At 63.8% G+C, this 25,063-nt stretch carries 17 protein-coding genes; 6 read left to right on the forward strand and 11 right to left on the reverse strand.

Annotated features, from left to right (window positions below; all coding sequences use genetic code 11):
• Positions 1-52: 52 nt before the first annotated feature.
• Together gnd and UP10_RS08755 are read right to left on the reverse strand one after the other, a co-directional pair.
• Entirely contained in the window at positions 53-1,036 is a 984-nt protein-coding gene (gene gnd / locus UP10_RS08750; protein WP_044586946.1) for a phosphogluconate dehydrogenase (NAD(+)-dependent, decarboxylating), read from the reverse strand.
• Between the two features lie 12 nt (positions 1,037-1,048).
• Positions 1,049-3,895, reverse strand: coding sequence for a bifunctional transaldolase/phosoglucose isomerase (locus tag UP10_RS08755; RefSeq protein WP_044586947.1), 2,847 nt, complete (start codon positions 3,893-3,895; stop codon positions 1,049-1,051).
• Between the two features lie 1,137 nt (positions 3,896-5,032).
• Here UP10_RS08755 and UP10_RS08765 point away from each other — a divergent pair.
• From UP10_RS08765 to UP10_RS08775, 3 genes are all read left to right on the forward strand, one after another.
• Entirely contained in the window at positions 5,033-6,976 is a 1,944-nt protein-coding gene (locus UP10_RS08765; protein WP_044586949.1) for a PrkA family serine protein kinase, read from the forward strand.
• Between the two features lie 112 nt (positions 6,977-7,088).
• The gene (locus UP10_RS08770) at positions 7,089-8,360 is read left to right on the forward strand and encodes a YeaH/YhbH family protein (protein WP_197082620.1); all 1,272 of its coding nucleotides are present in this window, start codon (positions 7,089-7,091) and stop codon (positions 8,358-8,360) included.
• Complete coding sequence (locus UP10_RS08775) at positions 8,360-9,904, forward strand: SpoVR family protein (RefSeq protein WP_044586950.1); 1,545 nt, start codon at positions 8,360-8,362, stop codon at positions 9,902-9,904. Before UP10_RS08770 ends, UP10_RS08775 begins: the two co-directional genes overlap by 1 nt.
• A gap of 20 nt (positions 9,905-9,924) precedes the next feature.
• On the opposite strand, the gene UP10_RS08780 is transcribed toward UP10_RS08775, so the two are convergent.
• The 4 genes from UP10_RS08780 to UP10_RS08795 form a co-directional block, all read right to left on the reverse strand.
• Positions 9,925-10,980, reverse strand: a complete 1,056-nt coding sequence (locus UP10_RS08780) for a 2-oxoacid:ferredoxin oxidoreductase subunit beta (protein ID WP_044586951.1) — start codon at positions 10,978-10,980, stop codon at positions 9,925-9,927.
• Positions 10,977-12,824: a 2-oxoacid:acceptor oxidoreductase subunit alpha gene (locus UP10_RS08785; protein WP_044586952.1), complete on the reverse strand. Its 1,848-nt coding sequence runs from the start codon at positions 12,822-12,824 to the stop codon at positions 10,977-10,979. The genes UP10_RS08780 and UP10_RS08785 overlap by 4 nt, the downstream gene beginning before the upstream one ends.
• Positions 12,794-14,593, reverse strand: coding sequence for an FAD-dependent oxidoreductase (locus UP10_RS08790; protein WP_044586953.1), 1,800 nt, complete (start codon positions 14,591-14,593; stop codon positions 12,794-12,796). The genes UP10_RS08785 and UP10_RS08790 overlap by 31 nt, the downstream gene beginning before the upstream one ends.
• Before the next feature lie 244 nt (positions 14,594-14,837).
• Complete coding sequence (locus UP10_RS08795; RefSeq protein ID WP_044586954.1) at positions 14,838-15,509, reverse strand: DUF4286 family protein; 672 nt, start codon at positions 15,507-15,509, stop codon at positions 14,838-14,840.
• 194 nt (positions 15,510-15,703) lie between these two features.
• Between UP10_RS08795 and UP10_RS08800 the strand changes: the two genes are divergently transcribed.
• From UP10_RS08800 to UP10_RS08810, 3 genes are read left to right on the forward strand one after another with little or no spacing between them, the layout of a single operon-like run.
• Entirely contained in the window at positions 15,704-17,875 is a 2,172-nt protein-coding gene (locus UP10_RS08800; protein ID WP_044586955.1) for a caspase family protein, read from the forward strand.
• A 30-nt stretch (positions 17,876-17,905) separates the two neighbouring features.
• Complete coding sequence (locus UP10_RS08805; RefSeq protein ID WP_044586956.1) at positions 17,906-19,450, forward strand: DUF1800 domain-containing protein; 1,545 nt, start codon at positions 17,906-17,908, stop codon at positions 19,448-19,450.
• A gap of 15 nt (positions 19,451-19,465) precedes the next feature.
• Entirely contained in the window at positions 19,466-20,659 is a 1,194-nt protein-coding gene (locus UP10_RS08810; RefSeq protein ID WP_044586957.1) for a DUF1501 domain-containing protein, read from the forward strand.
• 254 nt (positions 20,660-20,913) lie between these two features.
• On the opposite strand, the gene UP10_RS08815 is transcribed toward UP10_RS08810, so the two are convergent.
• The 5 genes from UP10_RS08815 to pqqC are packed head-to-tail and all read right to left on the reverse strand — an operon-like array spanning position 20,914 to position 25,054.
• Positions 20,914-21,744, reverse strand: coding sequence for a glutamate racemase (locus tag UP10_RS08815; protein ID WP_044586958.1), 831 nt, complete (start codon positions 21,742-21,744; stop codon positions 20,914-20,916).
• Positions 21,745-21,769: 25 nt separating this feature from the next.
• On the reverse strand, positions 21,770-22,747 hold the full coding sequence (pip, locus tag UP10_RS08820; RefSeq protein ID WP_044586959.1) for a prolyl aminopeptidase: 978 nt from the start codon (positions 22,745-22,747) through the stop codon (positions 21,770-21,772).
• Positions 22,737-23,969, reverse strand: a complete 1,233-nt coding sequence (gene pqqE, locus UP10_RS08825) for a pyrroloquinoline quinone biosynthesis protein PqqE (protein WP_044586960.1) — start codon at positions 23,967-23,969, stop codon at positions 22,737-22,739. Before pqqE ends, pip begins: the two co-directional genes overlap by 11 nt.
• Positions 23,966-24,274: a pyrroloquinoline quinone biosynthesis peptide chaperone PqqD gene (gene pqqD, locus UP10_RS08830; protein WP_044586961.1), complete on the reverse strand. Its 309-nt coding sequence runs from the start codon at positions 24,272-24,274 to the stop codon at positions 23,966-23,968. The genes pqqE and pqqD overlap by 4 nt, the downstream gene beginning before the upstream one ends.
• A 9-nt stretch (positions 24,275-24,283) precedes the next feature.
• A complete protein-coding gene (gene pqqC / locus UP10_RS08835; RefSeq protein WP_044587205.1) occupies positions 24,284-25,054 on the reverse strand; it encodes a pyrroloquinoline-quinone synthase PqqC in 771 nt (256 codons plus the stop codon).
• Between the last annotated feature and the right edge of the window lie 9 nt (positions 25,055-25,063).

A 25,063-nucleotide genomic window follows, 5' to 3' on the forward strand; every position in this document is an offset into this window, starting at 1 on the left:
TGATTCCTGCAATACCGTCCTGCACCTTATGCCTTCTCATTACGCTTTCTTGTTACGTTTTCTTGGGCGGTTCCTTGTGTCCGCCAAAGCCTGCGCGCATCGCCGAGAGGATCTTCTCGGCGAAGGTATGATCCTTGCGTGAGCGGAAGCGCGTGTAGAGCGCAGCCGTCAGCACTTCGGCCGGCACGGCCTCATCGACCGCGGCATTGACGGTCCAGCGGCCCTCGCCGGAATCCTCGACAAAGCCCGAATAATTATCGAGCGTATGGTTCCCCGCGAGCGCCGATGCGGTGAGGTCGAGCAGCCAGGACGGGATCACGCTGCCGCGGCGCCACACCTCGGCGATATCAGCGATATCGAGGTCGAAGCGATGATCCGGCGGCAGCGCCTCGATGTTGGCGTTCTTGAGGATGTCAAAACCTTCGGCATAGGCCTGCATCAGGCCGTATTCGATGCCGTTGTGGATCATCTTGACGAAATGCCCGGCTCCGATTGGGCCAGCGTGGATATAGCCCTGCTCGATCCTGCTGTCGCGGCCCTCGCGGCCCTCCGTGCGCGGGATGTCGCCGATGCCGGGCGCCAGCGTCTTGAAGATCGGATCGAGCCGGTCGACCACGGCCTTGTCGCCGCCGATCATCATGCAGTAGCCGCGCTCGATGCCCCAGATGCCGCCGCTGGTGCCGACATCGACATAATGCAGCCCGCGCTCCCTGAGCGACTTGCCGCGGCGGACGTCGTCCTGCCAGAACGTGTTGCCGCCGTCGATGATGACGTCACCGGGCTGCATCAGTTTCGACAATGCCTCGATGGTGGCTTCGGTGATCTTGCCGGCCGGCAGCATCACCCATGCCGTGCGCGGCGCTTCCAGCTTGAGGACGAAATCCTCCAGTGACGAGGCGCCCGTGGCATTGTCGGCGGCCAGCGCCGCGACCGCCTTCGGATCCTTGTCGTAGACCACGGTGGTGTGGCCTTGCTTCATCAGGCGGCGGACGATATTGCCGCCCATCCGTCCCAAGCCGATCATGCCGAGTTGCATCGCAGGGCTCCCTTAGTTCAGCGCGGCGGAGATCGCAGCGTCGAGCGCCGCGAGCCCGGAGGCGAGGTCGCCCTTGAGATGGACGCGGAGTGCGCGCCGGCCGCGCTCGGTGAGCACGTCGAAATCGCCGCGCGCCTGCGCCGCCTTGATCACGCCGAAGCTCGCCTTCTGGCCGGGCACCGGCAGATCCTGGGCGTCGTCGACCGTCACCTGCAGGAACACACCGCTGTCGGGCCCGCCCTTGTAGGCCTGTCCGGTCGAATGCAGGAAGCGCGGGCCGAATTCGGCGCAGGTCGCAAGGTGTTTGGCGTCACGCACCTTCAGCCGCATCGCCTGCATGGCGTCGATGGTGTCGCCGTCGCGCTCGATATAGGCGAGCAGGGCGACATAGTCGCCGCGGCCGGAGCGCGAAAGATGCGCCTTGATCCAGGAATTGAGATCGCCATTGGCGCCGGCCTTGCGCAGCTCCTCGGCGTTCTGCCCGTCGGTGTAGAGATCGGCATTCGCCGACGACACCACCGGCTTTTCCGCAGGCAGCGCGCCAGTCTTCTCGAACGCAGCCGAGAGCTCGCGGGTCTTGATCTTGGCGGCTTCGACGTCGGGTTGGTTGAACGGGTTGATGCTGAGGATCGAGCCGGCCACTGCGGTCGCGATCTCGAAACGGAAGAACTCCTGGCCGATATGGTCGATCGATTTCATGACGATGCGCACGACCGGATGGCCAGCGGCCTCGAGCGCGGCGAGCTTGCTCTCATGTGCGGCCTCATCCTCGCCTTCCGTGCGCAGGTCGATGAAGAAGCGGTCGTTGCCATAAACCGAGGGCGCACCGATGGTCTCACCCTCGATCGGGACCAGTCCCTTGCCGTCCTTGCCGGTGGACTCAGCGATCAGCTGTTCCGCCCAGGCGCCGAAATCGGCGACTTTTGGCGAGGCGAAGATCGTCACCTTGTCGCGGCCTTCGAGGCCTGCGATGCCCATGGCAAGGCCAAGCTGCACGCCGGGGTTTTCCTGCGGCGGCACGTCGGCGCCGCAGGAGCGCACCATCGATAGCGTATGGCTGAGCAGGGTGCGGACATCGATGCCCGCGGCGGCCGCCGGCACCAGGCCGAACGGCGACAGCACGGAATAGCGGCCGCCGATCGTGGGATCGCCGTAGAAGATGCGGGCAAAGCCGTCTTTGATTGCGACCTTCTGGAGTGATGAGCCGGGATCCGTCACCGCGATGAAGCGGTGGCCGGCCTTGTCCTTGCCGATCGCTTTTGCCACCCGATCGAAGAAATAGTCCTTCATCACGTTCGGCTCGGTGGTGCCGCCGGATTTAGAAGAGACGATAAACAGCGTCTTCGAGATGTCGACATAGGCTTCCATCGCGCGTACCTGCGCCGGATCGGTCGAGTCGAGCACATGCAGTTTCGGGAAACCGGATCTGTGCGGGAAAGTGTCGGCCAGCACTTCCGGTCCAAGGCTCGATCCGCCCATGCCGAGCACCACGGCATCGGTGAAATGCTGCCCCTTTACGCGGCGGGCGAAATCCTCGTAGTCGGCGACATCGGCGGAGGCGGCGCTGGTCAGCCAGCCCAGCCATTTGTTCTCGTCATCGCCGGTCCAGACCGACTTGTCCTTCTGCCACAGCCTGCGAATCTTCGCCGACGCGCGCCACGCCTCGGTGCTTTTCTCGACCGCTTTCTCGATGGCCGCGCCGAGCGCGAGTTTCTGATGATCGATGCCGCCGCCGAGCGAGGTCGCGCGCTTGTGTGCCACCGCGCCGTAGAGCTTGTCGGCGGCGTCGGCGAACAGCTTGACGCCGTCCTTCACCAGTTCTTTGGTGATCGCCTCGAGCGAGACGCCGGATTTCTCCAACTCCTCCAGCACGCGGCGGGCATCGTCGACATTCTCCTCGAGGCTGTCGCGCGGCGTGCCGTGATCGCGGAACGCATCGAGCGTCGCCGGCGGCACGGTGTTGACGGTGTTCGGGCCGATCAGCTCCTCGACATAGAGGACGTCGCTGTAGTCCTTGTTCTTGGTACCGGTCGAGGCCCAGAGCAGCCGCTGTGGCTTCGCGCCCTTGGCCTTGAGCTTGTCCCAGCGGGCACCCGCGAACAGGCGCTTGTAGTCCTGGTAGGCCAGCTTGGCATTGGCGATCGCGACCTTGCCCTTCAGCGCGGCGAGCCGCTCCTTCTCGGTGGGATCGTTGGCCTTGGCGATCTTCTCGTCGAGCTGCTTCTCGACCGCGCTATCAATGCGGCTGACGAAGAAGCTGGCGACGCTTGCGACGTGGGAGGGATCGCCGCCCTTGGCGACGTAGGTCTCCAGCCCCTTCTGGTAGGCTTCCGCGACCTGGCGGTAGACCTTCTGCGAAAACAACAGCGTGATGTTGATGCTGATGCCTTCGCCGATCAAATGTTCGATCGCGGGCAGGCCTTCCGGCGTCGCCGGCACCTTGACCATCAAATTCTTGCGATGGACGTCCTTCCAGAGCCGCTCGGCCTCCACGATCGTGCCTTTGGTGTCCATCGCGAGATAGGGCGACACTTCGAGGCTGACGAAACCGTCGCCGCCGTGGGTCCGGTCGTAGACCGGGCGCAGCACGTCGGCCGCATGCTGGATGTCCTCGACCGCGACATGCTCGAACAGGTCGGCGACCGAGCGGTCGCCTTTCTTGAGGGCCTGGCCGATCGCGCCGTCATATTCGTCCGAACTGCCGATCGCCTTCTCGAAGATCGAGGGGTTGGACGTCACGCCTTTGACGCCGTCGGTCTCGATCAGCCGCTTCAGGTCGCCCTTGGTGACGAAGCCGCGGGCCAGGAAGTCGAGCCAGACTGCCTGGCCGTGGTTTTCGAGTGCTTTGACGGGATTCATGGGTGCCTGTTCTCGTTCGATCGAGGGTCGATTTTTGGGTTCCCGGGCAGCTTTCGGGGGCGGGGGCGGATTGTCAACAGAGGTGGGGGGCCCGGATGGAATATCAGTGGTCCCAGACCATAACGCCGTGCACATCAGTTCGATCCCGCCGGGATTCCGATTTCGCGCAGAGCCCGATCTTGGCGCATTTTTATGACAGCGCGCGATCTGCTCATGGCCGCAAATAGAGGTAACCCTGTGACTGCAGCTCGGCGAGGCGGACCACCTCACCCCGGTCGGGACTGACGAAGCCGGCAGCAGGTCGTGCAGGCTGATGTTCTGCGATTTCATGGTGTTGGCGCAGGCGGCGAGCTCAATTCCGTCCTTCGAAAGCGCGCCGACATGCCGTGGCGTCGCATCCTCCCGCAATTGATCTCGATTGGGCGAAGCCCCATTTGTGGCGGAGTGCGGCGAGCTCTTTGCGATCGGTCACAAGCTCGGCGCATTCGCCTTCCGCTGCGCGATTGACGGAAAGGATTTTGTCGTCCGTACCGGCGAACGAAGCATTGCCAACCTCATCGTTCGGATTGTTGCGATTCCAGACCGCGATCTTCGTCGGGCCGGTGTAGGCGCAACACGAGCATCATGACTACTCTCGGGAATAAGCAATGCGTGCCGCGCATCACTGTTCATGTGCGGCGATAGTGCTGCGCGGTACTGTGCAGGCTCGCTGCCTTGGTCGCGGCGACAGGAAGGCACGTTCAACGGCGCCTGAAGTTTTTTGTTCATGCGACATGTGAAGCGCCCATCTTGACGCCACGCCCGGGCAGTCACACCTTTCAGGAAGCCCAACGTTCATCGCCGGGCAGGCAAGTTGCCCAGTCAGGATGTTCGCCTTTGGAGGCCAGAACCCCGGTAAACCACGGATGTGGCGAGCGGGCTACAAACCGTCAAAAACCGGCCACCAATAGTGGATATTGATGAACTATTAAGCTTCCTGCCTGTTGATAAGGCAGAGGCTGCACGCGCCGTGCATTGCCGAAGTGAGTCGGTCGAGTGTCCAATGGACCCAGCGTGCCGACGCTGATTCGATCCTTGGACTCTGGTTGCGACTCGTTTCAGTCGTGCGGCGATACACATATCGTGGAGAGAGGGATCATGTACAACGATTCTTTGTTCAACGCCTTCGCCAGGTCGTTTGAAGCACGAAGCCAAACTGACATGTCGATGGCCGAGTATCTGGAGTCGTGTCGAAGCGATCCGATGCGATATGCCAATGCGGCCGAGCGCTTGTTAGCGGCGATCGGTGAGCCTCAGATGATTGACACGGCCAAGGACCCCCGCCTTGGCCGTATCTTTTTGAACCGGACGATACGCTCCTATCCAGCCTTTGCCGGCTTCTACGGCATGGAGGACACGATCGAGCGCGTCGTCGGCTTCTTCCGCCACGCCGCGCAAGGCCTCGAAGAGCGCAAGCAGATTCTCTATCTGCTCGGACCGGTCGGCGGCGGCAAGTCGTCGCTTGCCGAACGCATCAAGGCGCTGATGGAGGTTCACCCCATCTACGTGCTGAAGGCCGGCGACGAGCTCTCGCCCGTGTTCGAGTCGCCGCTCGGCCTGTTCGATCCGGATCAGCTCGGGCCGATGATCGAGGAGAAGTACGGCATTCCGCGCCGCCGGCTGAGCGGGTTGATGTCGCCATGGGCCTACAAGCGGCTGGAAGCCTTCGGCGGCGACATCTCGCAATTCCGCGTCGCGCGTCTCCAGCCGTCGCGGCTGCGCCAGATCGGCGTTGCGAAGACCGAGCCCGGCGACGAGAACAACCAGGACATCTCGTCGCTGGTCGGCAAGGTCGACATCCGCAAGCTTGAGACTTACGCCCAGAACGATCCCGACGCTTACAGCTATTCCGGCGGCCTCAACCGCGCCAACCAGGGCGTGCTTGAATTCGTCGAAATGTTCAAGGCGCCGATCAAGATGCTGCACCCGCTGCTGACGGCGACGCAGGAGGGCAACTACATCGGGACCGAGAATATCGGCGCGATCCCCTTCACCGGCGTCATCCTCGCGCACTCCAACGAGTCCGAGTGGCAGAGCTTCAAGACCAACAAGAACAACGAGGCCTTCATCGACCGCATCTGCGTCGTCAAGGTCCCGTACTGCCTGCGGACCACCGAGGAGCAGAAGATCTACGAGAAGCTGATCCAGACCTCCGAACTCGCCGCCGCGCCTTGCGCGCCGGCTACGCTGGAGACGCTGGCCCGCTTCTCGGTGATGTCGCGGCTGCGCCGGCACGAGAACTCGACGCTGTTTGCCAAGATGCGGGTCTATGACGGCGAGAGCTTGAAGGAATCGGACCCGAAGGCGCGCAGCGTGCAGGAGTACAAGGACGCCGCCGGTGTCGACGAAGGCATGGATGGCGTCTCGACCCGCTTTGCCTTCAAGGTGCTGGCCTCGACCTACAACCACGACACGACTGAGGTCGGCGCCGACGCAGTGCACCTGATGTATGTGCTGGAGCAGGCGATCCGCCGCGAGCAACTGCCCGATGAGGCCGAGAAGCGCTACCTCGAGTTCATCAAGGCCGATCTCGCGCCGCGCTATGCCGAGTTCATCGGCAACGAGATCCAGAAGGCCTATCTGGAATCCTATTCCGATTACGGCCAGAACCTGTTCGATCGCTACGTCGATTACGCCGACGCCTGGATCGAGGACCAGGACTTCAAGGATCCCGACACCGGGCAGCTGCTCAACCGCGAGCTTCTGAACCAGGAGCTGACCAAGATCGAAAAGCCTGCCGGCATCGCCAACCCGAAGGACTTCCGCAACGAGGTCGTCAAATTCTCGCTACGGTCGCGGGCCCATAATGGCGGCAAGAACCCGAGCTGGACCTCCTACGAAAAGGTCCGCGACGTGATCGAAAAGCGGATATTCTCGCAGGTCGAGGATCTGCTTCCGGTCATCTCGTTCGGTTCCAAGAAGGACGGCGAGACTGAGAAGAAGCACGGCGAATTCGTCGAGCGGATGGTGGAGCGCGGTTATACCGAGCGCCAGGTGCGTCGCCTCGTCGAGTGGTACATGCGGGTGAAACAGGCCGGTTAGGGCATGATCCGAAAGACGCGAAAACTGGCTTTCATGCTCAAATAGGGAAATGAGATCGTGGTGCGATAGTCTATCATCACATCATGATCCCTGAGGCGGATGCAACGTGGTCATTCATATCGTCGATCGGCGCCTGAATCCGGGTAGCAAGAGCCTGGAGAACCGCCAACGCTTCCTGCGGCGTGCCAAGGCGCTGGTGCAGGGGGCCGTGAAGAAGACGTCGCAAGACCGGGACATCAAGGACGTCCTGGAAGGCGGCGAGGTAACGATCCCGCTGGACGGCATGGATGAGCCGCGGTTCCGGCGCGAGGGCGGCACCCGCGACATGGTGCTGCCCGGCAACAAGAAGTACGTCGAAGGCGACTGGTTGCAGCGTCCGAACCAGAGTGGCGCCAAGGGTTCGGGGGCCGGTGAGGGCGATAGCGAGGACGCGTTCCGCTTCGTGCTCAGCCGCGAGGAGTTTGTCGACCTGTTCCTCGACGACCTCGAGTTGCCCGATCTCGCCAAGCGCAAGCTCGCGGAGACCGAAAGCGAGGGGATCCAGCGCGCCGGCTACGCCACGTCAGGCTCACCGGCGAACATCTCGATCAGCCGCACCGTGGGCCGGGCGCTGGCCCGGCGCGTGGCGCTGCGCCGGCCGCGCAAGGACGAGATCGAAGCCCTCGAGGCCGAACTCGCGGAATGCGACGATGCTACGCGCCGTACCGAATTGCTGGCCCAGCTCGAGGCCTTGATGGCCAAGAAGAAGCGGATCCCGTTCATCGATCCCATCGACATCCGCTACCGCCGTTTCGAGACGGTGCCGAAGCCGGTGGCGCAGGCCGTAATGTTCTGCCTGATGGACGTCTCGGGCTCGATGTCCGAACACATGAAAGATCTCGCCAAGCGGTTCTACATGCTGCTCTACGTCTTCCTGAGGCGGCGCTACAAGCACGTCGAGATCGTGTTCATCCGTCATACCGACCGCGCCGAGGAGGTCGACGAGGATACATTCTTCCACGGACCGGCCTCCGGCGGCACGCTGGTGTCGAGCGCGCTGGTTGCGATGAACGACATCGTCCGCACCCGCTTCCGCCCGTCCGACTGGAACATCTATGCTGCGCAGGCCTCCGACGGCGACAACATGACGTCGGATAGCGCGGTGACGGGCCATCTCCTGACCGATAAGATCCTGCCGGTCTGCCAGTTCTTCGCCTATCTCGAGGTGGGCGAGGCCGCCAACTACACCTTCGACATGCCGGACTCCTCGTTGTGGACGCTCTACGAACGCCTGCGCAATGACGGTGCGCCGTTGTCGATGCGCAAGGTCAGCGAGCGCGGCGAGATATTCCCGGTGTTCCAGGACCTGTTCAAGCGCCGCAGCAAGCAGGAAAGGGTTGCGTGATGGGGTCTTCCGGCGAGCTGCTGTTCGAGGGCGCGGATTGGGATTTCCAGATCCTGCAGCGGGTGCACGACGCCTGCGAGGAGATCGCGCGCAAAGAGCTCGGGCTCGATGTCTATCCGAACCAGATCGAAGTGATCACTGCCGAGCAGATGCTGGACGCCTATTCGTCGGTCGGCATGCCGTTGTTCTACAAGCACTGGTCGTTCGGCAAGCAGTTCGCCTTCCAGGAGGCGTCCTATCGCAAGGGCCTGATGGGCCTCGCCTATGAGATCGTGATCAACTCATCGCCGTGCATTTCCTACCTGATGGAGGAGAACACCGCGACGATGCAGACGCTGGTGATCGCGCACGCAGCGTTCGGGCACAATCATTTCTTCAAGAACAACTATCTGTTCAAGCAGTGGACCGACGCCGACGGCATCCTCGACTATCTCGAATTCGCCAAGGGCTACATCGCGGCGTGCGAGGATCGTCATGGGCGAGAAGCGGTGGAGCGGACGGTCGATGCGGCACATTCGCTGATGTCGCATGGCATCGACCGCTATCCCGGAAAGAAGGTCCTCGACCTCCGTGCCGAGGAGAAGCGTGCCGGCGAGCGCCACCGGCACGAGGAGAGCATGTTCAACGATCTGTGGCGGACGGTGCCGAACGCCAAGGCAAAGACCAAGGCCACGCTCACCGCCGAGCGCCGCCGCGCGCTGCTTGGCCTGCCGCAGGAGAACATCCTCTATTTCCTGGAGAAGACCGCGCCGCGGCTGGCGCCCTGGCAGCGTGAGATCATCCGTATCGTGCGCCACATCGCGCAGTATTTCTATCCGCAGAGCCAGACGAAGGTGATGAACGAGGGCACGGCGACCTACGTCCATTACCGCATCATGAATCGGCTGCACCAGCAGGGACGCCTTTCCGACGGTAATTTCCTCGAATTCCTGCAGTCGCACACCAATGTGGTGTTCCAGCCCGAATTCGACGATCGCCGCTACTCCGGCTTCAACCCTTATGCGCTCGGTTTTGCGATGATGCAGGACATCGAGCGCATCGTGAGCAAGCCGGAGGAGGAGGATCGCTATTGGTTCCCCGACATCGCCGGCAAGGGTGATGTGGAGGGTGTGCTGCGCGATGTCTGGAGCAATTATCGCGACGAAAGTTTCATCAGCCAGTTCCTGAGCCCGGCGCTGATCCGTCGCTTCCGCATGTTCCATCTGCACGATGACCCCGCGGAAAGTGCTGGGATCAAGGTCGATGCCATCCACGACGAGCGCGGCTACCGCCGTGTCAGGCGCGAGCTGTCGCGGCAATACGACGTCGGTTTCGTCGACGCCAATATCGAGGTCGTGGATGTCGATCTCGCCGGCGATCGCCGGCTGATGCTGCGCCACACCACGGTGAAGGGTGCGCAGCTCAACGAGACCGACGCGCGGCGCGTGCTGCAGCACGTCGCCGATCTCTGGAGCTACGACGTTGCACTGACCGAGGTCGACGGCACCGACAAGGTGCTGAAGGAATATGTCATCAGCCCGCGCGCCGCGGCGGTGGCGGCTTAGTGATCAGAGCAAGTTAAAATTCAGCGCAGGCTGGCGTTGATCTTGTCCAGCACGCTTGAGCCGGGGCACAGCGCCTTTTCGTCCAGCGTGTTGAGCGGCGTCTCGACGGTGTCGAGATGGGTGTGCAAATCGTCGGCGTCCGGATCGACATAGAGCAGCCCGGTGACGATCTGGCCCTTGGCGGCATGCTTCTGCAGGAAGGTCTGGGCACCGAGCCGGTCATGCGGATCGTAGTCGGCGTCGAGCTTGCGCAGCGCCAGCTTTGTCCCGTCGTGCTGCTCGACCACTTGCACGGTGCCCGGCGCATAGTCGACGCTGATCGGATCGCGGCCGACTAGCACGTCGAGGCGGTTCACCGCGTCATTGTGCTCACGGACATAGTCGAAGCTCTTGGTCGAGCCGGTGTGGTTATTGAAGGCGATGCAGGGGCTGATCACGTCGATAAAGGACGCGCCCTTGTGGCTGATCGCGGCTGCGATCAGCGGCACCAGCTGGGTCTTGTCCCCGGAGAAGCTGCGCGCCACGAAGGTCGCGCCCAGCTGCAGCGCGATCGCGACCAGATCGATCGCGTTGTCGGTGTTGGTGACGCCCTTCTTCGACTTCGAGCCGCGGTCGGCGGTCGCCGAGAATTGCCCCTTGGTCAGGCCGTACACGCCGTTGTTCTCGACGATGTAGGTCATGTTGACGCCGCGACGGATCGAATGCGCGAACTGGCCGAAGCCGATCGAGGCGGAATCGCCGTCGCCGGAAACGCCGAGATAGATCAGGTCGCGGTTGGCGAGGTTGGCGCCGGTCAGGACCGACGGCATGCGGCCGTGCACCGAATTGAAGCCGTGCGAATTGCCGAGGAAGTAGTCCGGCGTCTTCGACGAGCACCCGATGCCGGAAATCTTCGCCACCCGGTGCGGCGCGATCGACAGCTCGTAGCAGGCCTCGATGATCGACGCCGTGATCGAGTCGTGGCCGCAGCCGGCGCACAGCGTCGAGATCTTGCCTTCATAGTCGCGGTGCGTGTAGCCGAGCTCGTTCTTCTTCAGGCCGGGGTGATGAAATTTCGGCTTTGCAATGTACGTCATGACACGGCCTTGCGGAGAGGGGTGACCTTGAGGTGGTCCTGGTGGTCGCCGATTGAATTGGCGATGAAGCGGGCGGTGATCGGGGTGCCGTCATAGTGTAGGATCGGCACCAGCCGGACAGGATCGATGCCGTTCTCGTTGACAATCAGCTGGCGGAGCTGGGCATCGCGGTTCTGCTCGACCACGTAAACAAAATCGTGGTCGGCGATGAAGCTCGCGACGCTGGAGTGGAAGGGGAAGGCGCGGATGCGCAGGCGATCGAGGTGATGGCCGCGCGACTCCAGCAGGCCGATTGCCTCGTCCATCGCGGGTGATGTCGAGCCGAAATAGATCACGCCGTATTTGGTCGGCTTCGCCGCATTGGCCTGCAGCGGCCGCGGCACCATGTCCTGCGCGGTCTCGAACTTGCGCACCAGGCGCTGCATGTTGTCGGCGTAGACGGCGCCTTCCTCCGAGTAACGCGCATAGCGGTCGCGCGAGGTGCCGCGGGTGAAGTAGGAGCCCTTGGTCGGATGCGTGCCGGGATAGGTGCGGTAGGGGATGCCGTCGCCGTCGACGTCGAGATAGCGGCCGAAATCGCGGCCCTCGTCGAGCATCTCAGCGGTCATCACCTTGCCGCGGTCATATTGCCGCGCGTCGTCCCACTTCAGCGGGCGGCTCAGCCGGTGGTTCATGCCGATGTCGAGATCGAGCATCACGAAGATCGTGGTTTGCAGCCGCTCGGCGAGATCGAACGCGGCGGCGGCGAACTCGAACGCCTCCGCCGGATCCTCAGGGAACAGCAGCACATGCTTGGTGTCGCCATGGGACGCATAGGCGCAGGAGATGACGTCACACTGCTGCGTGCGGGTTGGCATGCCCGTTGAGGGGCCGGCGCGCTGGATATTCATGATCACGGCCGGGATTTCGGCGAAATAGGACAGGCCGATGAACTCGGTCATCAGGGAGATGCCCGGACCCGAGGTCGCGGTGAACGCCCGCGCACCGTTCCAGGAGGCGCCGATCACGATGCCGATCGACGCAAGCTCGTCCTCGCCCTGCACGATGGCGTATTTCGCCTTTCCGGTCGCGGGATCGTGGCGGTACTTCTTGCAATGAGCGGTGAAAGCTTCGGCAACTGACGACGACGGCGTGATCGGATACCAGGCGCAGACGGTCGCACCGCCATAGACGGCGCCGAGCGCCGCTGCGCTGTTGCCTTCGATGAAGATGCGGTCGCCGACCTTGTCTGATTTCTTCACCCGCAGCCCGATCGGGCATTTCAGGTTCTGCAGCGCCCAGTCGCGGCCGAGATGCAGCGCGTGGATGTTGGAGGACAAGAGCTTCTCCTTGCCCTTGTACTGCTCGCCGATCAGCTGCTCGACCAGCTTGGGGTCGAGGTCGAGCAGCGCGCAGAGCGCGCCGAGATAGATGATGTTCTTGAACAGCTGGCGCTGCCGCGGATCGGAATAGGTCGAGTTGGTGATCGCGGTCAGCGGCACGCCGATGACGGTGATGTCCTCGCGAAACTTCGACGTCGGCATCGGCTTGGTCGAATCGTAGAACAGATAGCCGCCGGGCTCGATCGAGGCGACATCCTTGTCCCAGGTCTGCGGGTTCATCGCCACCATCAGGTCGACGCCGCCGCGGGCGCCGAGATGGCCTGCCTCGGTGACGCGCACCTCGTACCAGGTCGGCAGGCCCTGGATGTTGGAGGGGAAGATGTTGCGTGGGCTCACCGGTACGCCGTGGCGCAGGATCGAACGCGCGAACAGTTCGTTGGCAGAGGCGGAGCCCGAGCCGTTGACGTTGGCGAAGCGGACGACGAAGTCGTTTACGCTGCCGATCGGGCTTTGGACTGACATGTTGATCCCGCTTGAACCATATCGATGAGGTATTTTTGCATATCCCAGGCGCCGGTCGGACAGCGCTCGGCGCACAGTCCGCAGTGCAGGCAGACGTCTTCGTCCTTTGCCATCACCCGCCCGGTCTTCAGGCCGTCGGCGACATAGATCGCCTGGTCGTGATGCGGCGAGGGGGCCTTCAGCCGCTGCCGCAAATCATTCTCTTCGCCGTTTTCGGTGAAGGTAATGCAGTCCATCGGGCAGATGTCGACGCACGCGTCGCATTCGATGCAGAGCGGCGCGGAAAACACCGTCTGCACGTCGCAGTTCAGGCAGCGCTGCGCCTCGCCGAGCGCGAGCTTGAGGTCGTAGCCAAGTTCGACCTCGGTGCGGATATCCTTCAGCGCGATCACCTTGTCGCGATGCGGCACCTTGTAGCGTTTGTCCGCTGAGATGTCGTTGTCGTAGCTCCACTCGTGGATGCCCATCTTCTGCGAGGAGATCTGCACCTCCGGCAGCGGCCGCTCGGTGATGTTCTCGCCGGACAGCAGCTTGTGGATCGAGAGCGCGGCGTCGTGGCCTTGCGCCACCGCCCAGATGATGTTCTTCGGTCCGAACGCCGCGTCGCCGCCGAAGAACACCTTCGGGTTGGTCGAGGCGAACGTCTTGGGATCGACTTTCGGCATGTGCCATTTGTCGAATTCGACGCCGCAATCGGCTTCGATCCAGGGAAACGCATTCTCCTGGCCGACCGCGACCAGCACGTCGTCGCAGGGAATGGTCTGATCGGGTTCGCCCGAGGGCACCAGATTGCGGCGGCCGTTGGCGTCGTATTCGGCCTTGACCTGCTGGAAGGTGACGCCGATCAACTTGCCGGCGACATGTTTGAAGGCCACCGGCACCATGTAGTTGAGGATCGGGATGTCCTCGTGCAGGGCGTCTTCCTTCTCCCAGGGCGAGGCCTTCATCTCCTCGAAGCCGGAGCGGACGATCACCTTGACGCTGTCGCCGCCGAGGCGGCGCGCGGTGCGGCAGCAGTCCATCGCGGTGTTGCCGCCGCCGAGCACGATGACGCGGCGGCCGATCTTCTCGATATGGCCGAACGAGACCGACGACAGCCACTCGATGCCGATATGGATGTTGGCGGCGGCCTCCTTGCGGCCGGGAATCTCGAGCTCGCGGCCGCGGGGCGCGCCGGAGCCGACGAAGATCGCGTCGTACTTCTCGGTCAGCAACTGCTTCAGGCTGTCGACGCGATGGCCGCCCTTGAAGTCAACGCCGAGGTGGAGGATGTAGTCGGTCTCCTCGTCGATCACGCTGTCGGGCAGCCGGAACTTTGGAATCTGGCTGCGCATCATGCCGCCGGCCTTGGGATCGGCGTCGAACACGGTGCAGTGATAGCCCAGCGGCACCAGATCACGCGCCACTGTAAGCGAAGCGGGCCCGCCGCCAACCAGCGCAATGCGCTTGCCGTTCTTTGCGCCCGGCTTCGGCAGGCGATGCTTGATGTCGTCCTTGAAGTCGGCGGCGACGCGTTTCAGTCGACAGATCGCGACCGGTGTTTCCTCGACGCGGCCGCGACGGCACGCGGGCTCGCACGGACGGTCGCAGGTGCGCCCCAGGATTCCGGGGAACACGTTCGACTTCCAATTGATCATGTAGGCGTCGCTGTAACGCCCCTCAGCAATCAACCGGATGTACTCGGGAACAGGAGTGTGTGCGGGACAGGCCCATTGGCAATCGACTACTTTATGAAAGTAATCCGGCGCCGAGATATCAGTCGGTTTCATTCCTACCTTCGACCCGCGCGAAAATGCCAGAGGGGGCGCGGCCTTATTGTTGACGACGAACGCTCACGCGACGTTGTTCTGGTTTTTGAATTGGATCATAGGGTTATCTTATTAGACCCGTTTCAGAGAAGGCAAAGGCAAATTTGCGCGATCAGCAGCTTTCGCGTGGCTGACGTGCGTGGGGCGCTCGTCTCGATTGCGCTATGCGGCAGTGCAATATGGTGCGCCGCCGCATTCGTTGCATTCAGCCGCGTGGAAGGTCGCTCTTCGTGATATCCCACAGCAGCCGATAGACACCACGCGTGACGACGAGCGGCTTCAACGCGAAATTATCCATGATGCGCGCCACCGCGGCCGGGACGGCACTCAAATCGGTCGCATCGATCAGCGCGAACCAGTCGCCGGCGCCGGGATCGTTCTTCGCGGCGTCTGATGTGAGCGGCTTCGACAGCACCGGATCGTTCTCCAGCAGGTGCATCGAGATGATGCCGTCGAGCGCCAACGGATCGAGTTGTTCCCGCAAGGCATCGCGAAGTCGGTCCGCGCCGTCGGCGGGCGGACGCAGGCGGATGATGCCGAGCGCCGCGCCTCTGCCAGTGCCGCGGCTGATGGTGATACGCGCAACTCCGCGGATCATGTTTTTGAAGTTTGCGATGTTGGCCTTCGACCATTCGGTCTGGTTGGCAAGCGCGGTGCGGTAGGCCGGGCTGTCGAGCACGTCGAAGGTCGCGGTCGAATACAGGCTCAGATATTTCGGCTTGCCGTCATGAGCGACGTAGCGGCGCGCTTCGAGGAATCCGTCGATCGCTACCCGTTCTTCGAGATGCTCGCGGTCGTACCAGCGATTGAATTCAGCCTCGTGTAAGCTGTCGACATCCATCGATGTCAGCAGCATGCCCTGTCCGGCGATCGGCATGGGTTGCTCCTGTGTGCCTGTTTTGATTGCTGAATATCGCCGAACGGCCGATGCAACGGAAGCTGGTTCCTGCGGTTAAGATCAGCGCAGACCAAGGATTGCCACAATTGCTGCAATTCTGTTCAGCGCGGGTTCACGGACACTGTATTTCCATTCGCCCATAGCATTGCTGAAATGAAAAAGGGGACGCCTCGATGGCGCGAATTCTGTGGGCATTGATCGTCGGTCTTGTGTCGCTGGCGTCGCTTCCGGCGCATGCGCAGGACCAGGAGAAGCGGCTCGCGCTCGTCGTCGGCAATGGTGCCTATCAGGCGGGAGCGCTGCAGACCGCCGCCAACGACGCCGGACTGATCGCGCAGACTTTGCAGGCGGCCGGCTTCGACGTGATCGGCGCGCGCGACCTCGATGGCGAGACGCTGCGCAAATCGTTCCGCGATTTCGTCCAGAAGGTGCAGGACGCCGGACCGAACTCCGTCGCCTTCGTCTATCTAGCGGGCTACGGCGTGCAACTAACCGGCGAGAACTACTTCGTGCCGGTTGACGCCAAGATCGCGCGCGACACCGACGTGCCGGTCGAAGCCATCAGGATGACCGACTACACCCACCAGCTCTCGGCGCTGGGGATCAAGGCCAGCGTGATCGTGCTCGATGCGGCGCGCAGCAATCCGTTCGCCAAGGACGGCCAGCCGCTGGCCGGCGGGCTTGCGCTGGTCGATCCCGATCCGAAGATGCTGATCGCCTTCAACTCGGCGCCCGGCACCGTTGCTCCCGACGGCGCGCCCCCTTACGGGCCCTATGCCCAGGCTCTCGCGGAAATGATCCGCACCGGCGGCCTCAGCCTGCCTGACGTGTTCGACCGGGTTCGCCTGCGCGTCAACGACATGACCAAGGGCGCGCAGATCCCGTGGGACGCGCAGAAGATCGACGCGCCCTTCGTGTTCTTCGAGCGCAAGCCGGATGCGCCGCCGGCCCAGACCGACGCCGCAATGCGCACCAAGCCGATCCGCGATTTCTCGGCGCAGGATGCCTATGCGGCGGCGCTGGAGCGCGACACGCTGCAGGGCTACCAGGATTACCTGCAGGCCTATCCGAACGATCCGCTCGCCAGGCGCGTCCGCGCGATCGTGGCGGCGCGGCGCGAGGCGATCACCTGGCGGCGCACCTACAGCGCCGATACGCCGCCGGCCTATTGGTCCTATCTCAACCGCTATCCGCGCGGGCCGCATGCGTACGATGCGCGGCGCCGGCTTGCCTATCTCTCGGCTGCGATGGAGCCGCCGGCGCAGTTCGCGCCGCTCGATTACGATGTGCTGCCGCCGCCGCCCGATGAAGTCGTCTATGTCGACCGTCCGGTGCTCTATTACGGCGACCCGGAGTTTGCCTTTGCGCCGCCGCCCCCGCCGCCGCTGTTCTTCCTGCCGCCGCCGCCGCCGGATTTCGTGGTGCTTGCGCCGCCGCCGGTGCCGATCGGCCTGTTCGTGCTGCCGAGCCCGTTCTTCGTGGCGATGCCGGCCTATGTCGCGGCACCGGCCTATATCGTGCCGCCGCCGAACAACATCGTGTTCAACAACATCCACAACACGACTGTCATCAACACCGTGATCAACAATCCCAATCCGACGCCGGCGCAACTCGCTGCGGCGGGGGTGAGGCCGACGGTCCCCGGTGGCCCGATATCGAGGGGACCATCGCTGCCGGCTGCCGCGGTGCAGCGCGCCAATCTGGTGCAGCCGGGCGGTCCGCAAGGCGGTCAGCCGGGGCTTGGTGCGAGGACCGCACCGGTGCAGCCGAGCACCGTCGCTCCCGCCGGCCCTGGCGCGCCGGGCGTTCACACCTTGCCGGGCGCCAGGAATGGACCGCCATTGCCGGCGACCGCGACTGCGCCCGCGACTCCGGCACAACCTGGCGTCAGGCCGAACACGTTGACCCCCGCCAAGCCCGCCACGGCCCTGGCGCCGGCTAACGTCCCGGCGCAGGTGGGCGGGAAGCCAGCCCCGGCGACGACGACCGCGCCGGCGACCACGGGCAAGCCACCGCTGACGCATGCGGTGACGGCGCCGACAAGCACCGTGAAGCCTGCGACCGCGACACCTCCGACATCTGCGGTCCGCGCGGCGCCGGCAAGGCCGACACCGGCTGCGCGTTCTGCACCGGTGCGGGCCGCCGTAACCCCGCCACCGGCCCCGCGCCCAGCACCGCCGCCGCGCGCAGCCGCCCCGCCGCCGCCACGTGCGGCAGCCGTGGCACCACGTCCGGCTCCCCCTCCGCGTGCCGCTCCGCCGCCGCCCCCGCGGCCGGCAGCGCCGCCGCCGAGGCCCGCTGCGCCGAAGCCGCCGCCATGCCCTCCCGGAAAGTGCAAGCATTGAGGGCGTGACGTCATGAGCAGGTCAGCATCCATGAGAACATCTGGCTCTCTCGGATATCGGTCGGTCGCGACGCTCCTGGTCGGTGTGATCGCAGGGCTGGTGGCTTGCCACCAGCCCGCCCGCGCCGCCGAACTCGCCGCACAGGACATCGCGCTGCTCGATCGCCTGACCTGGGGCGTCAGTGCCTCGAGCGCCGCGCATTTGCGCGACGCCGGCACCGAACGCTGGCTGCAGGAGCAATTGCACCCGGCCAACTCCACTTTGCCGGAGGCGGCCCGCGCGCAGATCGAGGCGATGCCGGACGTGCATCGCTTTCCGTTCGACATCGCACTCACCTTCGATCAGCAGGCGAAGTCCGCCAACCAGGTCGCCGACCCCGAGCAGAAGAAGGCGGCGCAACAGGTCTATCAGCAGGCGATGAACGACCGCGGCAGACAGGCCGCAGCCCGCAGCATCCTGTACGCGCTCTATGCGCCGGACCAGTTGCGCGAGCGCATGACCTGGTTCTGGTTCAACCACTTCAACGTCCACCAGTACAAGGCCAACATCCGCGTGCTGATCGGCGACTATGAGGATCGCGCGATCAGGCCCTACGCGCTCGGCAAATTCCGCGACCTGCTCGCCGCGACGCTGCATCATCCCGTGATGCTGCGCTATCTCGACAATGCCGACAACGCGGCCGGCCATCTCAACGAGAACTACGCCCGCGAGATCATGGAGCTGCACACCATGGGCGTCGGCTCCGGCTACAGCCAGGCCGATGTCGAGGCGCTGGCGCGGATCCTCACCGGCGTCGGCATCGACTTCAAGCCGGAGGATCCCAAGCTGAAGCCCGAGCAGCAATCCCAGCTGGTCCGCGAAGGCGCGTTCGAATTCAATCCGGCCCGCCACGATTATGGCGACAAGACCTTCCTCGGCCACCAGATCAGGGGCCGCGGCCTCGCGGAGGTGGATGAAGCGCTCGATATCCTCTGCCGTCACCCGGCGACCGCGACGCACATCTCGAAGCAGCTTGCGACTTATTTCGTATCCGACAATCCGCCGGACGCGCTGGTGCAGCGGATGGCGCAGGCCTTCGAGAAGACCGATGGCGATATCGCCGCCGTGATGTCAACGCTGGTGCATGCGCCGGAATTCACCGCGACCTTGAAGGGCGGCGCCAAGTTCAAGGATCCGGTGGTCTATGTGATGTCGGCGGTGCGGCTTGCCTACGACAACAAGGTCATCCTCAACACGCTGCCGATCCAGAGCTGGCTCAATCGCTTGTCGGAGGGCCTTTTCAACCACGAGACCCCCGACGGCTATTCGATGCTGTCGGCGGCCTGGAACGGTCCCGGCCAGATGATGCTGCGTTTCGAGATCGCGCGTGCGATCGGATCGGGTTCGGCCGGGCTGTTCAAGCCGAACGAGCCCAACGCCGTCGACCAGCCGGCGTTTCCGCTGGTCATGAACGGACTCTATTTCAACAATCTGCGCCAGACGCTGAGCCCGACGACGCTCGCCGCACTCGACCAGGCGGTGTCCCCGCAGGACTGGAACACGCTGTTCTTGTCGTCACCGGAATTCATGCACTGAAAGGGAGGTTCGCCAATGAACCGTCGTGAACTGATCAAGGCCTTCGCCGCTTCAGCTTCGCTTACCGTCGCCGGCCGGGTCTGGGCTGCGCCCGCGACCGACGCGCGCATGCTCGTCGTGTTCCTGCGCGGCGCCTACGACGCCGCCAATGTGATCGTGCCCATCGGCAGCGAGTTCTATTACGCCTCGCGTCCGACGCTCGCGGTCGCGCGGCCCGATGCCGGCAATCCGAATGCGGCGCTGGCGCTCGATGCCGGATGGGGCCTGCATCCGGCGTTGCGCGATTCGATCTATCCGTTGTGGGCCAAGCGCGAGGTCGCCTTCATCCCGTTCGCCGGCACCAGCGACGATCTCTCGCGCAGCCATTTCGAGACCCAGGACACCATCGAACTCGGCCAGGCGGTCGGCGGCAGCCGCGACTACCGCTCCGGCTTCATGAACCGGCTTGCCACCGAACTGACGCGGGTGAAGCCGATCTCCTTCACCGATCAGCTGCCGTTGATCTTCCGCGGCCAGAACCAGATCCCGAATACCGGCATCGCCAGCGTCAGCAAGCCCGGCGTCGACGACCGCCAGGCCCGGCTGATCAAGCAGATGTACACCCAGGGCAATCTCGCCAGCTCGGTGTCGGAAGGCTTTCGCGTCCGCGACGACGTCTACAAATCGGTGTCCGAGGAAATGACGGCAGCCAACCGCGGCGCGGTGTCGCCGCGCGGCTTCGAGCTGTCGGCGCGGCGGATCGGGCGGCTGATGCGCGAGCAGTTCAACCTCGGCTTCGTCGACGTCGGCGGCTGGGACACCCACGTCAACCAGGGTGCCGCGACCGGCTATCTCGCCGACCGTCTGGGTGAATTGGGCCGCGGCCTTGCCGGCTTCTCCGAGGAGATCGGTCCTGAGATGTGGCGCGACACGGTCGTTGTCGTGATCTCCGAATTCGGCCGCACCTTCCGCGAGAACGGCGACCGCGGCACCGATCACGGCCATGGCAGCGTCTATTGGGTGATGGGCGGGGGCATCAATGGCGGCCGCATGGCCGGCGAGCAGGTCCAGGTCTCGCAGGCAACCCTGTTCCAGAACCGCGACTATCCTGTTCTCACCGACTACAAGGCCTTCTTCGCCGGCCTGATCCAGCGCGTCTATGGTTTGCAGCAGGCCAACCTGGAACGCATCTTCACCGGCATCAAGCCAAAGGATTTGAACCTGGTTTGAAGGTGCGCCCTTCGCCTCTCCCCGCATGACGAGATATGGAACGTAGGCTGACCGCCAGATGCGAGAGCCTGCCGTTGCAGGGGCGCACTGCCAAAATATCGAAAACAACCCCATGCAAAGTAGCCGGCGGCTGCCGGCGTTCGACACGGCAACTTGACACGGCGGGCAACTCAGCGGTATTATTCTAATATACAGAAATAATGCAGGCGGTCGCCTCCACACCCGTGAGATCGGCAGTGGCGACGGACGTGTGATCAATCTTCGTTCAGGCGCGGGACGATCCGAAGTGGGAGAGTAACCCCGAGCCTGTCGAGCATTCGCTGGAAGTCGTTCGCCGTGTAGCGCTCGTTCTCGGTGACCAAGCCGAGAATCTGACTACGCCCCTCAGCAGCGAAGGGAAGGATCGCGCCGAGCGCGTTGTCCAGGGGATCGAGGAGCGAGCGCCCCTGTACGGACCTTTCCAGGAAGCTTCGCAGCCAGGGCAGATGCGTGCTGGACAGTGTCATCGCGCCAATGTCGGCATGTCGTGCGTCTAGCGCGGAAACAAATGCGTCGACCTTCTCCTGGGTACTGGTCTGATCGAACAGGAACGCTCCGCTCTCCACCAGCTCCACGAGCGGCGAGGCGTTGATGAGGTGGACGCGGTGGGCCTCGTTGCCTGCCTCCGTGGCGGCGAACGCGCGCATCTCCGCGCTCTCGACCAGCGATTGAACGCCGAGCACCGCGACGTTTCGTCCCTTGGCCTGCTGCATCGCCTCCCGCACCGGCGGGCGCACGCCGAACACCGGCACGGAAACCATGTCTTTCAGATCGTCCAGCACCGTGATCGAGGGGGCGTTTGACGCGACGAGAATGGCCGCGGGATCGAAGCCGGACAGGAATTGCAGCGTTCGGTTGAGGATGCCGAGAAGCTCCTCGCGGCTCTTGCTGCCATAGGGAAAGCTTGCTCGGTCGGCGAAATAGATGATGTCTTGCCTGGGTAGCGCGCGCTGCAAGGCGGCCACCGCCGCATAGCTGCCGATGCCCGCGTCGAACACGGCAACAGGCTTCCTCAAGGTGGGAAAATCAGTCGTTTGATCGGTCATTGGGGGTTCCGATGTGGGGATCGCGCTAGCCGCGCGATGCGAGATCCGCGATCGCCTTCATCACGGCGTTACGGATACCGGGATCGTACAGGATGTGGCCGGCGCCATCGATGATGCGAACCTCGCTGCCCGGCCAGCGCGCGGCAAGGGCGTGCGTCGTCGCCGGCGGGCATAGCAAGTCGTAACGGCCCTGCACCATGATGCCGGGAATGCCGACGAGCTTGCCGGCGTCGTGCATCAACTGGTTCGGTCGCATGAAGCAGTCATTGGCGAAATAGTGCGCTTCCATGAACGGCGTCGAGGGCATGGCGCCTGATTTCAACGACGCGAGATCGAGCCGCGTCTGCTTCGGCGTGTGTTCCGACAGCGTGCGCTCGGTGTCGTGCCAGGCACGCGCGGCGGGGGCATGCACGGCGGGGTCAGGGTCGAGGATGCGGCGATAATAGGCCGCAATCGGCTGGGCGCGTTCGTTCTCCGACAACACGCTGAGAAAATCCTCGTAGAGGCCGGGATAGAAGCGCGGCAACGCGCGCAGGAACACGTCCTCGAGTTCTTCGCGCGTGCCGAGAAACGTCGCGCGCAGCACGAGGCCGCTGACGCGGTCGGGATGCGCCTGCGCGTAAGCCAACGCCAGCGTGGCACCCCAGGAGCCGCCGACCACCATCCAGCGTTCGAAGCCGAAGCGTTCGCGGATCTTTTCCATGTCGGCGATCAGGTGCGCCGTCGTATTGTTGTCGCGGCTGCCCTTGGGACGGCTGCGGCCGCAGCCGCGCTGGTCGAACAGCACGGCGTAGAATCTTTCGGGATCGAACAGACGGCGATGGTCCGGCTGGCAACCGCTGCCGGGGCCGCCGTGCAGATAGACCGCGGGAATGCCTTCCGTGGATCCGATGCTCTCGACGTAGAGTTCGTGGCCATCGCCGACCGGCATCGTCTCTGATGTCAGCGGTGCAAACGGATCGGATCGACTGGCGGCTTTGCCGGCGTCGGCGTCAGGGGCCATTGCGTTCGTCCTGGCCTTTGTCCTGTCGATCGTCCGTCTCCAGCGTGCCGCCGGCGAAGTTGCGATAGAGGAAGCGGTTTTCGGCTCGCGCGGATTCGCGCGTCGCCTGCTTGAAGATCTCGTCGTGCAGCGGCGACAGCGCGCAGGCCGGATCGGTGTTGCCGGCATCGCCGGTCAACGCGAAGGCCTGGCAGCGGCAGCCGCCGAAATCCTCCTCGCGGAATTCGCAGGACTTGCACGGCTCGGGCATCCACCCGGTGCCGCGATAGCGGTTGAAGGCTTCCGAGTTCTGCCAGATCCAGGCGATCGAACGGTTCGAGCGCACCGACTCGAATTCGAGCCCGGTGATGCTTTCGGCGGCGTGGCAGGGCAGCACCTTGCCGGCCGGCGAGATGTTGAAGAACTGCCGGCCCCAGCCGCCCATGCATTTCTTCGGCCGCAGCGCGTAATAGTCCGGCACCACATAATCGATCGCCAGCGTGCCCTTCAGGCGCACCTGCGCCTCTTCCACGAGGCGGCTGGTCTCCTCGATCTGCTCGATCGTCGGCATCAGCGCGGCGCGGTTCTTCAGCGCCCAGCCGTAATACTGCACGTTGGCGACCTCGAGCCGGTCGGCGTCGAGATCGACCGCCATCTGGATGATGTCGGAAAGCTGATGCAAATTCTGCCGGTGCATCACCGCATTGACCGTCAGCGGCAGCTCCAGCTCGCGCGTCCACTTTGCGACCTCGAGCTTCTTGCGATGCGCATCCTTCAGGCCCGCGACCCGGTCGGCGACACCAGACTCATTGCCTTGAAAACTGATCTGAACATGGCTGAGGCCGGCATCGGCCAGCGCGGAAAGCTTGTCCCGGGTCAGCAGCACGGCCGAGGTGATCAAATTGGAATAGAGCCCGACGTCAGTTGCGTGCTGCACCAGCTCGACGATGTCCTTGCGCGCGGTCGGTTCGCCGCCGGAGAAATGGACCTGCAGCACACCGAGCTGGGCGAGCTCGCTTAGCACCTTCTTCCATTCGTCTGACGTGAGCTCGGTCGAGCCGCGGTCGAGCTCGACCGGGTTGGAGCAATAGGGGCATTGCAATGGGCAGCGGTGGGTGACCTCGAGCAGCACCGCGAGCGGGATGCCGTAGGTTTCGGCCGCAGAGCGGGTCTGCTCCAGCACCGCGAGCCCGTCGGTCGGGCCTGTGGTCGCTGTCTCGGTGCCGGCGAGGATGTCGGTCATGACGTTTTCTCGCGCGCTTCGGTGAGAAAGCCCTTGTCGGCCAAATCCTGCAGCATGGCGATCACGTCGGTCAGGATCGCCTCGCGCGGCGCAGCGTATTTTACCGCGAGCTGCTCCGCCATATCGCTTACGCTGCGCACGCCGTCGCAGAGTTGCAGCACCTCGACCGCGATCTCGTCCGGCGCCAGCACGCGCTCCGGTGCCAGGATCACCCAGACCTTCCGCGTCTCATCGAACTTCAGCTTGGCATGGCGCGGCAGTTTCGGCCGGCTGGTCTCGCTGACGCTGATGTTGCGGCTGGCCATGATATGTCCCTAGCTCGCCTTGGCGATATCGGTCTCGGGCACGAAGGCGCCGGGCGGAATGTGGCCGTCGACATAGGCGTGCGAGAGCGCGTCAAGCTGCACCCACAGCACGTTGGTCTTGAAGATCAGCGCGTTGCAGACCGCTTCGCGTTCGGCCGGCGTCTTCGCATGCTGCTTGACATAGTCGAGCGCAAAGCCGGCGTCGCGCGGCGCCTGCGTCAACCGGCGGCTGAAATAGGTCATGATATCAGGGTTGACGAAGTCGTAATGCTTCAGCATCCCGGAGATCCGTTCCTCATGCAGGTTCGGCGCGAACAATTCCGTCAGCGAGGAGGCGATCGCCTCCAGCGGCGTGCGGTCGCGGCAAAAATGCACATAGGCCTCCACCGCAAAGCGCGTCGCGGGCAGGATGCCTTCGGTGGATTCCACGTACGCCGAATCGAGGCCGAGGCCTTCGGTCAGCTTGAGCCAGCGCTCGATGCCACCTTCAGTGCCGATATCGCCATCATGATCTTCGATGCGGTGGCGCCACTCGACCCTGGTGTTGCGGTCGCGGAAGCGCGAGATCACCATCGCGTCCTTCAGCGGAATCGTGCTCTGGTAGTAATAACGATTCAACGCCCAGGCCTGCACCTGACCCTTGTTGAGCTTGCCGCCGTGCAAGAGACGATGGAACGGATGCAGGCTGTGATAGCGGGTCGCGCCGATCGTGCGCAGCGTCGCCTCCATCGCCTCGGCACTGTCGAGCGTGATGCCCTTGCCGATCGAGAGCGCCGTCATTCCGTTGGT

This window comes from Bradyrhizobium sp. LTSPM299, assembly GCF_000938235.1.
Taxonomy (GTDB): Bacteria; Pseudomonadota; Alphaproteobacteria; order Rhizobiales; family Xanthobacteraceae; genus Bradyrhizobium.